Source organism: Rhizobium esperanzae (genome assembly GCF_014197615.1).
Lineage (GTDB): Bacteria > Pseudomonadota > Alphaproteobacteria > Rhizobiales > Rhizobiaceae > Rhizobium > Rhizobium esperanzae_A.
The window spans coordinates 175178-189276 of sequence record NZ_JACIFY010000006.1 but is presented as its reverse complement, the minus strand read 5'-3'; the positions used below and the strand labels follow the sequence as shown (position 1 = coordinate 189276).

The window sequence follows — 14099 nt, the reverse complement described above, 5'->3', positions numbered from 1 at the left end:
GCCGATATTTCGATATCCCATTGACGAGGACAAACGCCTTCGCGCCTGCGGAGGCCGGGACGAGGGACATCGATGCCATCCATCAAATCCGATATCGAGATCGCGCGCGCCGCAGCCAAGAAGCCGATCTTCGAGATCGGGGCGAAGCTCGACATTCCGGCCGAGCAACTCGTCCCCTATGGTCACGACAAGGCAAAGGTCAGCGCCGAGTTCATCGCCGGCCAGGCGGGCAAAAAGGACGGCAAGCTGATCCTCGTCACCGCGATCAATCCGACACCGGCGGGCGAGGGCAAGACGACGACCACTGTCGGGCTTGGTGACGGACTGAACCGGATCGGCAAGAAAGCGATCGTCTGCATCCGCGAGGCTTCGCTCGGCCCCTGCTTCGGCGTCAAGGGCGGGGCTGCCGGCGGCGGTTATGCGCAGGTCGTGCCGATGGAAGACATCAACCTGCATTTCACCGGCGATTTCCATGCGATCACCTCGGCACACAATCTGCTGGCGGCGATGATCGACAATCACATCTACTGGGGCAATGAAGAGAATATCGACATCCGCCGCATCACCTGGCGGCGAGTCATGGATATGAACGACCGGGCGCTGCGCAGCATGGTCTCCTCGCTCGGCGGCGTCGCCAACGGCTTTCCGCGCCAGGGCGGGTTCGATATCACCGTCGCCTCCGAAGTGATGGCGATCCTCTGCCTCGCCACCGATCTCAAGGATCTGGAGCGGCGGCTCGGCGACATCATCATCGGCTACCGCTTCGACAGGACGCCGGTGCATGCGCGTGATCTGAAAGCCGACGGCGCCATGGCGGTGCTCTTGAAGGATGCGATGCAGCCGAACCTCGTGCAGACGCTGGAAAACAATCCGGCCTTCGTACACGGCGGCCCCTTCGCCAACATCGCCCATGGCTGCAATTCGGTGACGGCGACGAAGACGGCGCTGAAGCTCGGCGATTATGTGGTGACGGAAGCAGGCTTCGGGGCCGATCTGGGAGCGGAGAAATTCTTCGACATCAAGTGCCGCAAGGCCGGTCTGAAGCCGGATGCGGCCGTCATCGTCGCGACCGTCAGGGCGCTGAAGATGAATGGCGGTGTGAAGAAGGAAAATCTCGGCACGGAGGATGTCGCGGCGCTGAAGAAGGGCTGCGCCAATCTCGGCCGGCATGTGGCCAATGTGCGCCGCTTCGGCGTGCCCGTGGTCGTCGCGATCAATCATTTCGTCACGGATACCGATGCCGAGATCGCCGCGGTGAAGGAATTCGTTTCGAGGCTCGGCGCCGAAGCGATCCTCTGCCAGCACTGGGCGAAGGGCTCGGCCGGCATCGAGGAACTGGCGCACAAGGTGGTGGAACTGGTCGATTCGGGCCAGGCGAAATTTCAGCCGCTCTACGGCGACGACCTTTCACTGTTCGAAAAGATCGAGATCGTCGCCTCGAAGATCTACCATGCGGGTGAGGTGACGGCCGACAAGGCGGTGCGCGACCAGTTGCAGACATGGGAGGAGCAGGGGTACGGCAAGCTGCCGGTCTGCATGGCGAAGACGCAATATTCCTTCTCCACCGACCCGAACCTGCGCGGCGCGCCGGAAGGCCATATCGTCTCGGTGCGGGAGGTGCGGCTGTCAGCCGGAGCCGGCTTCGTCGTCGCCATCACCGGCGAGATCATGACAATGCCCGGCCTGCCGAAATCACCCTCGGCGGAACGGATCTTCCTGAACGACCAGGGTTATATCGAGGGGTTGTTCTGATCGGGGGATGGCTTGCCATAGCGCTCAGCCAAGCGGCGTTGAAAGCCCTTTTCAAAATCCGGATCGATGAACAGCCAAATGAAAAGGCTTTGCAGCACGCCAATCAACAGCATTCCTATCGCCAGGAACCAATGTAATTCGCCGGTGAAGATGAAACCGACGGCGACGATGATGAGAACCGCGATCACGTTCCCTATGATCTTCATTGGCTGCTGATCCTTCTCCGCAACATCCTGCAGCTTCGATTTGGGTATTTCACAGCCGGATTCAAGCGGAAATCGCTAGCGCCGAAACCATCAATGGCAATAGCGATAGCCGCCCTTTCGCTCGATGACGTCGAGATGGAAATGGGTTTCGTGGGCGGCGTCGCTTTCGGGGTCGAGGACGGTGGTGAAATAGAGACAGCCCGCGGCGCTGACGGTGCGCTGGAAGGCGCCGGTCAGCGTCGGATCCTCGCGGCGGGAGCGGACAGCGACATCCTCGCCCTTTTCGAAATGGAAGCTTGCAATATCGATGGCGTTGCCGCGAGCATGTTCGGAGATCTTGCCTGTTTCGGCGCTGTTGCGCAGGCGGCACATATAGGACGTTGCCTGGTTGACTGTGGTGATGCGGCCCTGTTCCGGCAGGGCGGCCGAGGCCGCCGGAATAACGCTCTCCTTCATCCAGCGAGCAAGGGCAAGTGCGGCCGGGCAGCGCATCGTCGCTTCAGGCTTCAGCTTGATGCCGGGCAGGGCTTCGGAGACGGTGATCGGCTTGTCGATGCCGCAGCCGTTGCCGTCGTCGATGCGCGGCGCTTCCTTGAAGGTGACGCCCAAGGCCTGGAGTGCGGCGGTGCATTCGGCGTGTTCCGCGTCACTTTCCGGTTCGATCGTCAGATGCTGCTCTTCGAGCGTCTGTTCGGCAGGCGGCTTGTTTTCTTCTGCTGGCGTCTGCGGGCTTGAGAGCCCGCCCGGCGGCAGCGGCGGGCCTTGCATCGGTTCTGACGGCTCCGGCTTTGCCCGTTCGGGTTTTGCTGGTTCGGGCTTTGTCGGTTCGGTTGGGGGCGCCGTCGGCTGGTCGGGCGCGGGTGTCGTCGGCTCTTTCACGTCAGGTTTTGGCTGAGGTGCCGGTACATCATCCGGCGCAGGCGGTTCAGTCTTATCAGGAAGCGGGGAGGGAGCTGTCATCTCCCCGGCGTCGGGTCGAGGTTGGGGTAGGGGGCCGTGCGGGGGCAGGCGGGCGCCGGTAAGAAAGGCGGTAGCGGCGAGGATTGCCAGTATCGAAAGTGTTCTCAATGCATCCGGTTCCGTCATGTCGATTGCGGAAGATATAACGCATTGTGGCGGTTTTCGTTGCAATTGCGCCACGCCCGGAAAGATCATTGAAACTTGAATAAAATATTCAACATAAGTCCCCATACTATCTTGACATATTTACTCATGTTTTTTATGCGGCGAAAAGAAGGCGAAATTCCGCGTCTTCATTCGCAAAGCCCAGCCAGCCCCTCGAGCGTTCGACGCGCCACGACCAGCCAGCCCGGTATCATCTTGAGAGGGTAGGTTATGATCGTCCGGTATTGGCGTTCGGTTCTTCTGGTCTGCACGGCAGCCACTATTGTTCTTCCTGTTTCGCAGTCTTTTGCGCAAAGCGCTCCGGCCACGACGCCGCAAGCCGCCGCAGAAGACAGCACCGTCCTGCAGAAGATCGTCGTCAAGGGCAAACGCGTGGCGCCGGGCAGCGTCGCCGACACGCCGCTTGCGACCGAAATTACCAAGAAGCAGTTGGAAGAGAAACAGGTCACCAACTATGCCGATATCGGCCGCAGGGTCGATGCAGGGGTAACCTATTCGCGCGCCGACGCGGGCTTCAACCTGCGCGGCCTTTCCGGCTCTCGCATCCTGACGACCATTGACGGCATTCCGATCCCCTATATTTCGAACAGCTCGCGCCAGGGTGCTTTTGCGCCGGCCAACGCCAATGGCGGCGGCGATACCTTCGATTTCGATTCGCTGTCTTCCCTCGATATCGTGCGCGGCGCGGATTCGAGCAAGGGTGGTTCGGGCATGCTCGGCGGCGCCGTCGTTCTCAATACGCTGGAGCCGGAAGATCTTATCCCGGAAGGCCGCGACTGGGGTGCGGTCGTCAAGTCGACCTATGACAGTGAAGACCGCAGCATTTCCGGCTCGGCCGCCGCTGCCAAAAAGATCGGCGGCACCTCGATCCTGTTCCAGGGCGGCTACCGCAAAGGCCATGAACGCGACAATATGGGCGATAACGACAGCTATGGTCGTCTCCGCACCGAGGCGAATTCGGCTGACTTCGATCAGAACAATCTGCTCTTCAAACTGCGTCAGGACCTGGAAGGCGGCCATCGCATCGGCTTGACGGCGGAACGGTTCCGCTGGGATCTAAAAACCGACCTGCGGCAACTTCAGGGGGGCGTCAGCCCCCGTAACTTCATGATCGACAATTATGACGGTCGCGAACTGCGTGACCGCGATCGCGTGTCGCTCGATTATGATTATGAAGCACAATCCTCCGACGCGTTCTTCAGCAGTGCGCGCGCCACGCTTTATTGGCTGGATTTGAAGAAGGAGGCCGGCAGCAGGGGCCGCACGACCGCCAATGTTCCCTATGGCCGTAACAACGAGATCGAAAACGAAACCTGGGGCTTCAGCGGCACCGCGACAAAGGATTTCGAATATTCCGGCCTCAGTCACTCCGTTCGCGTCGGCCTCGATGTCGGCGTTTCCAGCTGGAGTCAATATAGCTGGGCCCTTTGCCCGACGTCGACGACTTGCCCGGCGTTGAACAATCAGGCGGAGGTACCTGATGTCGACAGCCAGAACCTTGGGCTCGTTGTCGAGGACAAGATCGAGATCGGCAATACCGGCTTCACGCTAACACCCGGTTTCCGCTTCGACTGGTTCAACTATGATCCCTCGACCGATGGCGGTTTTGCCAATAATACCGGCCTTACCCGTTTCGGCGATCTTCGCGATCGAACGGAAGCCGCTCTGTCGCCGAAGATCCTTGCGGCATACGACCTGACGCCTGATGTAGAGCTCTACATGCAACTGGCGGTCGGCTTCCGTGCGCCGACCGTCGACGAACTCTACAGCCGATTCTACAACCCCACTGGCCGGTACGCCCAGCTTGGCAATCCTGATCTGGAGCCGGAAATCGGCCGCGGCATCGAAGTCGGTGCCAATTTTGACACGGGCGATGTTATCGGCAGGGTCGCGCTTTTCCACACACGTTACCAGAACTTCATCGAGACGGTGACGAGCGTCGACTCGACCGGATTCACGACGTTCAATTACACGAATGTGGCAGCGGCGACGATCTCGGGTATTGAAGCCAGCGCCGCCAAGACGTTCGACAACGGCATCAATCTGCATGCCTCGCTTGCCTATGCCTATGGCCGGAACGAAGACACCACCCAGCGCCTGCGCTCGGTGGCACCTTTCAAGGCGATCGTCGGCGGCGGCTGGAGCAACGAGACCTTCGGCTTCGATCTTTCCTCGACGCTTTCGGCCGGCATGCTCACCGACCATCTCAACACCGTCGGCTCGACCGCGGATACGACCTTCGACGCGCCGGGCTACGCAATCGTCGACCTGACCGGCTGGTGGACGCCGGAACAGTTGCCGGGCCTGCGCGTTCAAGCCGGAGTCTACAACATCTTCGACCAGGAATATTTCAACGCGCTTGCCGTGCGCGACGTCAATCTCAGCTCGGCAACCGCGTCGCAGCCGCGCGATTGGTATTCCGAACCGGGCCGTACCTTCAAAGTCTCGCTCACCAAGACCTTCTGATTGCCGATGAGGCCTTCAAGGCTGGGGGAGGGGTGGCTTTCGGGCCGCCCTTTTCATTCCCGCGATCGCCTCTTGCGCAATGGCCGATCTCAGGCTAACAATTTTCCCATGATCAAGTCCTTGAACATTGCTGTTTGGTGGTGGGCTCGCTAAGGCGGCCTCGACCAATCGTGTCCAAAGACGACGACGAGTGAGCCGCCCGAAACTTCGAGGCGGCTTTTTTTATTTTATCGCCGCCTGTCGTCCGGGCCCCGATAACGGAGTGGAACAATGGTAACTATCCTGCGGGATGATGGTGCGGAAATCTACGAGACCAAAGGCGGCATATCCGTCACGCGGCAGCGGCGGGCAATTCCCTACGCCGACGCGGTCTCTTCCTATATCGACAAGCTCGACGAACGCCGCGGCGCTGTGTTCTCGTCGAACTACGAATATCCGGGCCGTTATACGCGCTGGGATACCGCCGTCGTCGATCCGCCGCTCGGCATCTCCTCCTTCGGGCGCGACGTCTGGATCGAAGCCTATAATGAACGCGGCGAGGTCATCCTCGGCTTCGTGACGGAACGGCTGAAGACGGTGCCCGAGCTTGTGCTCGGTGCTTCCTCCGCCCGCCGCCTCGACCTTTCGGTCAAGAAGCCGGACCGGGTGTTTACCGAGGAAGAGCGCTCGAAGATGCCGACGGTCTTCACCGTGCTGCGCGCCGTGACCGACCTTTTCTATTCGCAGGCAGATGCGAGCCTTGGCCTCTATGGCGCCTTCGGCTACGACATCGCTTTTCAGTTCGACGCGATCGACCTGAAGCTGACGCGGCCCTCGGACCAGCGCGATATGGTGCTCTACCTGCCGGACGAGATCCTCGTCGTCGACAATTACGCCGCCAAGGCCTGGGTCGACCGCTACGATTTCGAAAAGGGCGGCGTGTCTACCGAGGGCAAGGCAGGCGATATCGCGCCGGAACCCTTCAAACATACCGATTCCATTCCGCCGAAGAGCGATCACCGCCCGGGCGAATATGCCGAGCTCGTCACCAAGGCGAAGGAAAGCTTCCGCAAGGGCGACCTCTTCGAAGTCGTGCCGGGGCAGAAATTCATGGAGCGCTGCGACAGCAAGCCTTCCGACATTTCCAGACGGCTGAAGGCGATCAATCCGTCGCCCTATTCCTTCTTCATCAATCTCGGCAACCAGGAATATCTGGTCGGTGCCTCGCCCGAAATGTTCGTGCGCGTTTCCGGCCGCCGCATCGAGACCTGCCCGATTTCTGGCACGATCAAGCGCGGCGACGATCCGATTGCCGACAGCGAGCAGATCCTGAAGCTTTTGAATTCCAAGAAGGACGAATCCGAGCTGACCATGTGCTCGGACGTCGACCGCAACGATAAGAGCCGCGTCTGCGAACCCGGCTCGGTCAAGGTGATCGGCCGCCGGCAGATCGAGATGTATTCGCGCCTGATCCACACGGTCGACCACATCGAAGGGCGGCTGCGCGACGACATGGATGCCTTCGACGGTTTCCTCAGCCACGCCTGGGCCGTCACCGTCACCGGCGCGCCGAAGCTCTGGGCGATGCGCTTCATCGAGAGCCATGAAAAGAGCCCGCGCGCATGGTATGGTGGGGCGATCGGCATGGTCGGCTTCAACGGCGATATGAATACCGGCCTGACGCTGCGCACCGTGCGCATCAAGGACGGCATCGCCGAGGTGCGCGCCGGTGCGACGCTGCTCAATGATTCCATCCCAGAGGAAGAAGAAGCCGAAACAGAATTGAAGGCCTCCGCCATGCTTTCCGCCATCCGCGACGCCAAAACGGGCAATTCCGGCAAGATCCAGCGCGACGTGGCAAGCGTCGGCAAGGGTGTCAGCATCCTGTTGATCGATCATGAGGACAGCTTCGTTCACACGCTCGCCAATTATTTCCGCCAGACCGGGGCGACGGTTTCGACCGTGCGCACGCCGGTGCCGGAAGAGATCTTCGACCGGCTGAATCCTGACCTCGTCGTGCTGTCGCCCGGACCGGGAACGCCCAAGGATTTCGACTGCAAGGCGACGATCAAGAAGGCGCGGGCCCGCAATCTGCCGATCTTCGGCGTCTGCCTCGGCCTGCAGGCGCTCGCCGAAGCCTATGGTGGGGAACTGCGTCATCTGGCGCTGCCGATGCACGGCAAGCCGTCGCGCATCCGCGTGCTTGAGCCAGGCATCGTCTTCTCCGGTCTGTCGAAGGAAGTGACGGTCGGCCGTTATCACTCGATTTTCGCCGATCCTTCGACGCTGCCGCGCGAGTTCATCATCACGGCGGAAAGCGAAGACGGTACGATCATGGGCATCGAACATGAGAAGGAACCGATCGCTGCGGTGCAGTTCCATCCGGAATCGATCATGACGCTCGGCGGCGATGCCGGCATGCGGATGATCGAAAATGTCGTGGCGCATCTGGCCCGCAAGGCGAAGACGAAGGCTGCCTAATGGCTGTTCCGGTTCGCCCTTCCTTGTCACGGGAAGGGCGGGGCGGGCATTCAGCGGTTGACTTTATCAGGCAAATCAGAACATTTCAGGAACGATCAACCGGGAATTATCGCCGTGGCCAATGCTGAAAAGTTCATCGTGCTCCCTTACCGCAAGAACCGCGGCAATCTTGTGCCCGGCGAAATGCGCCAGGCGTCGAATTCCGTCAGCGCTGAAAAGATCGCCTCGGCGATGGCTGAGCGGTTCGTCGGCGTGGCGGCCTATGCCGTGATCGTCGACGAGGAAACCGGCGACATGTCCTCACCGCGACTGCTCGCCCGATATGGCGAGATTGCCGATCTCAACGCTGCCTGAGGCGCCGTTTTCACAGTGGAAACGTCGCTCTACCTGCCGGTCAAAACCTTCCTGGAGGCGGCGGGTTATGTCGTGAAGGGCGAGGTCGGCGGATGCGATCTCGTCGGCTTGAGCGAGGGCGAGCCGCCTGTTGTGGTGGTCTGCGAACTGAAACTTTCCTTCAATCTCGAACTGCTTCTCCAGGCGGTCGACCGCGCCGCCATGAGCGATGAAGTCTGGATCGCGGCGCGCGTTTCGGCCAAGGGGCGCGGGCGGGAGGCAGACAAACGTTACCGTGATCTCTGCCGAAGGCTCGGCATCGGCATGCTCGGCGTCTCCGACGGCGGTGAGGTCAGCGTCATCGTCAGTTCCGTCTCGCCGATGCCGCGCACCAATCCGAAGCGGCGCACGCGCCTCGTCAAGGAACATCAGCGGCGGCGCGGCGATCCTGCCGTCGGCGGCGGCTCGCGGGCGCCGATCATGACCGCCTATCGTCAGCAGGCGCTGCTTTGCGCTTCGGCACTCGATCGGGGAATCGTAAGGCCTCGAGATATGAAGGCGCTGACATCAAAGGCCGGTCCGATCCTGCGCGACAACGTCTATGGATGGTTCGAGCGCCAGGAAAAGGGCGTTTACGCGCTGACGCCGGCAGGGCAGGCCGCTCTCCTGCGCTGGCCGCAGGCTGACCCTTTCCGACCCGATCGGCTGAGCCGCGCCGCGAGGCAGCTTTCCGGGCAGGGGCGGCAACGCCTGTGAACGGAGTGGCATTCTCCTTTGACAAATCCATCATCATCGCCCATATCACCCTCGACTGGGCCGCCTGCGCGATATTCGCGTGGGCGGTTTTGCATTTCAATGGCTTGGACCCTGCAATTCATTCGCAACCGCAGGAGGACGATATGAACGACCACGGCGATCTTACGGTTCGGAAGCTGGCGATGTGGGGCATTCCGCTGTCGCTCGGCGTCATGGGGCTGAAGATGGTGGCGTGGTGGGTCACCGGCTCGGTGGCGCTGCTGTCGGACGGGCTTGAATCGACGGTCAACGTCGTTGCCGCCTTCATCGCCTTTTTCGTCATCCGCTACGCGCAGAAGCCGGCCGATCACGACCACCCCTTCGGTCATCACAAGGCGGAATATCTGTCTGCCGTCACCGAAGGCGTGCTGATCGTCGTCGCCGCCCTGCTGATCGTCAACGAGGCGATCGGTTATCTCAGCGAACCGCGCATGCTCGATGCACCAGTGCTCGGCCTCGCGATCAATTTCGCGGCTGGCGTCATCAATGCGGTCTGGGCGCGGCTGTTGATCCGGACCGGGCGCAAACACCGCTCGGCGGCGCTGACGGCCGACGGGCAGCATATCATGTCCGACGTGGTGACCTCCGTCGGCGTGCTCGTCGGCCTGCTGCTGGCGCTGGCGACGGGTTATGCGATCTTCGATCCGGTGCTCGCCATCCTCGTTGCCGTCAACATCCTTTATCAGGGCTGGAAGGTGATCTCGCAATCGATCGGCGGGCTGATGGACCAGGCGGTCGATCCGCGCGACGAAGAGGCGATCAAACAGGCGATCGCCACCCATGCGGCGGGCTCGATCGGCGTGCATGACCTGAAAACCAGGCGGGCGGGCACCGTCACCTTCATCGATTTTCACATGGTCGTGCCCGGCACTATGTCCGTGCGGCAGGCGCATGATATATGCGACCGCCTTGAGGATGCCATCAGCGCCGTGCATGAGGGCGCCAAAATAGCCATTCACGTGGAGCCGGAGGGCGAAAAGGCCCATGGCATCCGCGTCAAAGTCGTCAAGGAGGCATGATGCCGAATACCGATGTTTCCAGCCTGTCGATGCTGGGTCAGCAAACCGAAACCGCGCAGTCGCCGGAGGCGGCGGTGCTTGAAAAAGTGCCGTCCAACCATGCCGGCACCGATTACGTCGTGCGCTTCACCGCGCCGGAATTCACCTCGCTCTGCCCGATGACCGGACAGCCGGATTTCGCCCATATCGTCATCGACTACATTCCGGGCGAGTGGCTGGTGGAATCGAAGTCGCTGAAACTCTTCCTGCATTCCTTCCGCAATCACGGCGCTTTCCACGAGGATTGCTCGATCTACATCGCCAAGCGTATCATCGATCTGCTCGATCCCAAATGGCTGAGGATCGGCGCCTACTGGTATCCGCGCGGCGGCATTCCGATCGACGTGTTCTGGCAGACCGGCAAACCGCCGGAAGGCGTTTGGCTGCCGGAGCAGGGCGTGCCCACCTATCGCGGACGTGGGTGAGCCGCGGTGCCGCCAAAGGCGGCAGCAATCGATAGCTTTTCTTCTACGCAATTCCGAACGAAAAACCGCTGCGCACTTTTTCTGGAATTGCTTTGAATCGATTGCAACGACGAACGCCCTGAGCCAAAGCGAAGGGCCGGGCAACGGTGCGGCAACTGAATAGCAACTGCCGCCCATTTCTGCCCGTTAGATTTCAAACATCCGTAACGTCCCCGGACGAATCATCGCTGTAGTCGTTCCCATCGTCGTAATCGGCCTGCTGCACATTGTCGTCGTCATCATCATTGCCGGCATTATCCGATGCCTGGCGGACGTCATCATTGCCGTAATAATTGTTGATGACGGTTGTTTCCTCGGCAGGCACGCTGGCATTGCCGAAGGGGCTGGCGCCGAAGGGCGAGCCCCAGCCGAGCGAGGACATGTGGTTGCCGAAGATACCGCTCAATGAGTTGGCAAGCAGCATGCCGCCGGCAACGCCTGCCGCCGTGCCGAGCGCGCCGCGCAGGAAGCTGCCGCCGGCAGACGGCGCAGAGGCCTGTTGGCTCCACGGTCCGGTCGGCTGCTGCGGCATCTGGCGAGTATCGCGGGGTTCGTCATAGGCTCGCGACGGCTGGCCCCAGGGGCCGGGATTGGAGGGGACCGGAGCCGGCTGCTGCGTCTGGGTGTTGCCGAAGATCGAGCTCAGGAAACCGCCGCCCTGTTCGGCCTGGCGGTGCTCGCTGGCGCCGGCCTCGAGCTGCCGAACGCGCTCCTCGAGTTCCTTGATGTGATTGGCGGCTGCTTCCAGCCCCTTTTCCTGGACGATGACGGCCTGGGCCAGATAATAGGTGGCTGACGGCTGCTCGCGTGTCGCCTGCTCGATCAGGGCTTCGGCCTCGCGGTCGCGCGGCTGGGCTTGCGCGGTGCGCACGCGGTCGAAGAGGGCGGTCAATAATTGGCGTTCTTCCGGTGACATGTCCTGTCTCCTGTTGATTTCGTATGGCGGCTGCCATGTGAGGGGTGAGGTAGGAACCGATTCAGGCTTTTCAAAGCCATTGCCCGTTACATTTCAGTAAGGCTTGCAGAACGGCGCGAGGCTTCTTAAGGATATCTCCATCGCTTCGGTGCCTTGTGTTTTTCCCGCATTGTTTTAGGCATTGAGTCGCACTATGTGCGGGGAAGCCGAATTCATCTCCAAGAGGTTCGAATGAACGACGAAGACCAGGACGACAAGACGAAGGAACTGCCGCTCGGTAAGGAAACGGAGGCGAATCTTTTCAAGTCGCGTTCGATCTTCATCTACGGACCGATCAATCAGGAATTGGCGCAGAAGGTCTGCTCGCAGCTCGTTGCACTTGCCGCGGCCAGCGACGACGATATCCGCATCTATGTCAATTCGCCCGGCGGCCATGTCGAATCCGGCGATTCCATCCACGACATGATCAAGTTCATTAAGCCGAAGGTCTGGATGATCGGCACGGGCTGGGTTGCCTCGGCCGGCGCCCTGATCTACGTCGCGGCTCCGAAGGAGCAGCGCCTCTGCCTGCCGAACACCCGCTTCCTGCTGCACCAGCCCTCTGGCGGCACACGCGGCATGGCATCCGACATCGAGATCCAGGCGCGCGAGATTATCAAGATGAACGAGCGCCTGAACAAGATCATGGCAGCCGCCACCGGCCAGCCGCTCGACAAGATCGCCAAGGATACCGATCGCGACTATTGGCTGTCGGCCGAAGAAGCGAAGGATTATGGCCTCGTTTCGCGGATCGTCACGTCGCAGGCCGATATCTGAGTTTTCTCAGCTAGACTGCCGAATACTGCGCCCTTGCCTGCCGACCGCAGGCAAGGGTGTTTTGTTTTCGGACGATGCCTGCAGTCGCCTATCGGCAAGGGCCGGACGGAAAGGACCGAATCCGGGCTTGCGTCGGCGGCGATCGTCATGCTCCATGCGCCTTCCCGCAGCCTGCGAGTTCCGCCATGCTCAAAGATTTTTCCGTCCAGGCCCTGTTCATGGGGCTGCTGACCGCCTTCGTCGGTTCTGCCAGCTCGTTCGCCGTGGTGCTGCACGGGCTCGAAGCGGTGGGCGCCACCGATGCGCAGGCCGCGTCCGGGCTGATGGCGCTATCGATCTCCATGGGCGTCTGCGCGATCGTGCTGAGTGCCGTGACGCGATTGCCGATCAGCATTGCCTGGTCGACGCCGGGCGCCGCGCTGCTGGCAAGCACCGGGGCGATCGAAGGCGGCTTCAATGCGGCGGTCGGAGCGTTCCTGATCTGTGCTGCGCTGATCATCGTCGCCGGGCTGTTCAAGCCGCTCGGCCGGGCGGTTGCCGCCATTCCCGCACCACTTGCCAATGCGATGCTTTCCGGCGTGCTGATCGGCCTCTGTTTCGCGCCGGTGAAGGCGATCGGCTTCAATCCGCTGTTCGGGCTGCCGATCGTTCTCGCCTGGATCGTCGTCGGCGCTTTCAAGCGGCTCTGGGCGGTGCCGGCAGCACTCGCGGCCTTCGCACTGGTGCTGGCCTTCGGCGTCGATATCCCTGACGGCGCCTTCGCCTCGCTCGAGCGATCGCTGGTGCCGACGGCTGAAATCGTCCGGCCGGTGTTCAACCTTGCCGGCTTCGTGTCGATCGCGCTGCCGCTCTTCATCGTCACCATGGCCTCGCAGAACATTCCCGGCATCGCGGTGCTGAAGGTCAATCATTATGATCCGAAGCCCGGTCCGCTCTTTGCCGTCACCGGCTTCTTTTCGCTGCTGTCGGCGCCTTTCGGCGGTCACGCCGTCAATCTGGCGGCGATCACCGCGGCCATGTGCGCCGGGCATGACGCCCATGCCGATCCGAAGCGGCGCTATTGGGCATCGCTGATCGCCGGCGTCGGTTATATCATTCTCGGACTGCTTGCCGGCGCGGTGACGGCTTTCGTCGCCCTGGCGCCTCCGATCCTGATCGAGGCGGTGGCGGGGCTGGCGCTGGTCGGCGCCTTCTCGTCCTCGGCAATGTCGGCATTCCAGGCGCCGGAATCGCGCGAGGCGGCGGCGATCACCTTTCTCGTCACAGCATCCGGCGTTTCCTTCGGCGGCATCTCAGGCGCCTTCTGGGGATTGATCGCGGGCGGATTGATGCTCGCGCTGTCGCAGCTGGTGAGGATTTGGAAAGACCGGTCTCAGTCGCGGTAACGGAAGGCGCGTGCTGCGAGGGCTTGCCAGTTCCGCCGACCAAGGCTATAAGCGCGGCCATGAAGACCCATGGCGCCAGAATTTCCGACACGATTGCACGCGGCCGCATCGCCTTGCGTGACAATACGCGCGCCCTGACCTCGCTTCTTCTCCTCGGCCTTACGCGCGGTTGCCGGGTCCGTTGAGGAGCGCCCGGCGGCCGAAAGCCGGCCCGGCATCGCTCCTCGCGACTCACTTTCAAAATTGACCTACCGACCGACGAAGGTCCGCATTTGTTTATCGCCAAGCCCGACGTGATCGGCTAAGAGGCGGGACAAATGCCG

Annotated in this window: 12 protein-coding genes; 9 read left to right on the top strand and 3 right to left on the bottom strand. The window is 61.5% G+C overall.

Annotated features, from left to right (window positions below):
* The first annotated feature begins 72 nt into the window (after nt 1-72).
* Nucleotides 73-1752 (top strand): formate--tetrahydrofolate ligase, encoded by a 1680-nt coding sequence (locus tag GGD57_RS10745; RefSeq protein WP_184469499.1) that lies wholly within the window; start codon nt 73-75, stop codon nt 1750-1752.
* Here the strand turns inward: GGD57_RS10745 and GGD57_RS10740 are convergent.
* Nucleotides 1731-1958: a hypothetical protein gene (locus GGD57_RS10740; RefSeq protein ID WP_184469497.1), complete on the bottom strand. Its 228-nt coding sequence runs from the start codon at nt 1956-1958 to the stop codon at nt 1731-1733. The genes GGD57_RS10745 and GGD57_RS10740 overlap by 22 nt on opposite strands.
* Nucleotides 1959-2048: 90 nt before the next feature.
* Entirely contained in the window at nt 2049-3044 is a 996-nt protein-coding gene (locus tag GGD57_RS10735; RefSeq protein ID WP_184469494.1) for an extensin-like domain-containing protein, read from the bottom strand.
* 249 nt (nt 3045-3293) lie between these two features.
* Here GGD57_RS10735 and GGD57_RS10730 point away from each other — a divergent pair, with 249 nt between their 5' ends.
* The 6 genes from GGD57_RS10730 (at nt 3294) to queF (ending at nt 10620) form a co-directional block, all read left to right on the top strand.
* Nucleotides 3294-5549, top strand: a complete 2256-nt coding sequence (locus GGD57_RS10730; protein ID WP_184469492.1) for a TonB-dependent hemoglobin/transferrin/lactoferrin family receptor — start codon at nt 3294-3296, stop codon at nt 5547-5549.
* 270 nt (nt 5550-5819) lie between these two features.
* A complete protein-coding gene (locus GGD57_RS10725) occupies nt 5820-8009 on the top strand; it encodes an anthranilate synthase (RefSeq protein WP_184469490.1) in 2190 nt (729 codons plus the stop codon).
* 114 nt (nt 8010-8123) lie between these two features.
* Complete coding sequence (locus GGD57_RS10720) at nt 8124-8363, top strand: hypothetical protein (protein WP_003561395.1); 240 nt, start codon at nt 8124-8126, stop codon at nt 8361-8363.
* 15 nt (nt 8364-8378) lie between these two features.
* The gene (locus GGD57_RS10715; RefSeq protein WP_184469488.1) at nt 8379-9098 is read left to right on the top strand and encodes a DUF2161 family putative PD-(D/E)XK-type phosphodiesterase; all 720 of its coding nucleotides are present in this window, start codon (nt 8379-8381) and stop codon (nt 9096-9098) included.
* A gap of 143 nt (nt 9099-9241) precedes the next feature.
* Nucleotides 9242-10156, top strand: a complete 915-nt coding sequence (gene emfA / locus GGD57_RS10710) for a CDF family cation efflux transporter EmfA (protein ID WP_184469486.1) — start codon at nt 9242-9244, stop codon at nt 10154-10156.
* Complete coding sequence (queF, locus tag GGD57_RS10705) at nt 10156-10620, top strand: preQ(1) synthase (RefSeq protein ID WP_184469664.1); 465 nt, start codon at nt 10156-10158, stop codon at nt 10618-10620. The genes emfA and queF overlap by 1 nt, the downstream gene beginning before the upstream one ends.
* Nucleotides 10621-10813: 193 nt before the next feature.
* On the opposite strand, the gene GGD57_RS10700 is transcribed toward queF, so the two are convergent.
* Entirely contained in the window at nt 10814-11575 is a 762-nt protein-coding gene (locus GGD57_RS10700) for a DUF2076 domain-containing protein (RefSeq protein ID WP_184469484.1), read from the bottom strand.
* Between the two features lie 231 nt (nt 11576-11806).
* Between GGD57_RS10700 and GGD57_RS10695 the strand changes: the two genes are divergently transcribed.
* Both GGD57_RS10695 and GGD57_RS10690 read left to right on the top strand, forming a co-directional pair.
* Nucleotides 11807-12391, top strand: a complete 585-nt coding sequence (locus GGD57_RS10695) for an ATP-dependent Clp protease proteolytic subunit (RefSeq protein WP_097610930.1) — start codon at nt 11807-11809, stop codon at nt 12389-12391.
* Between the two features lie 185 nt (nt 12392-12576).
* Nucleotides 12577-13776 (top strand): benzoate/H(+) symporter BenE family transporter, encoded by a 1200-nt coding sequence (locus tag GGD57_RS10690; RefSeq protein WP_184469482.1) that lies wholly within the window; start codon nt 12577-12579, stop codon nt 13774-13776.
* Nucleotides 13777-14099 lie beyond the last annotated feature (323 nt).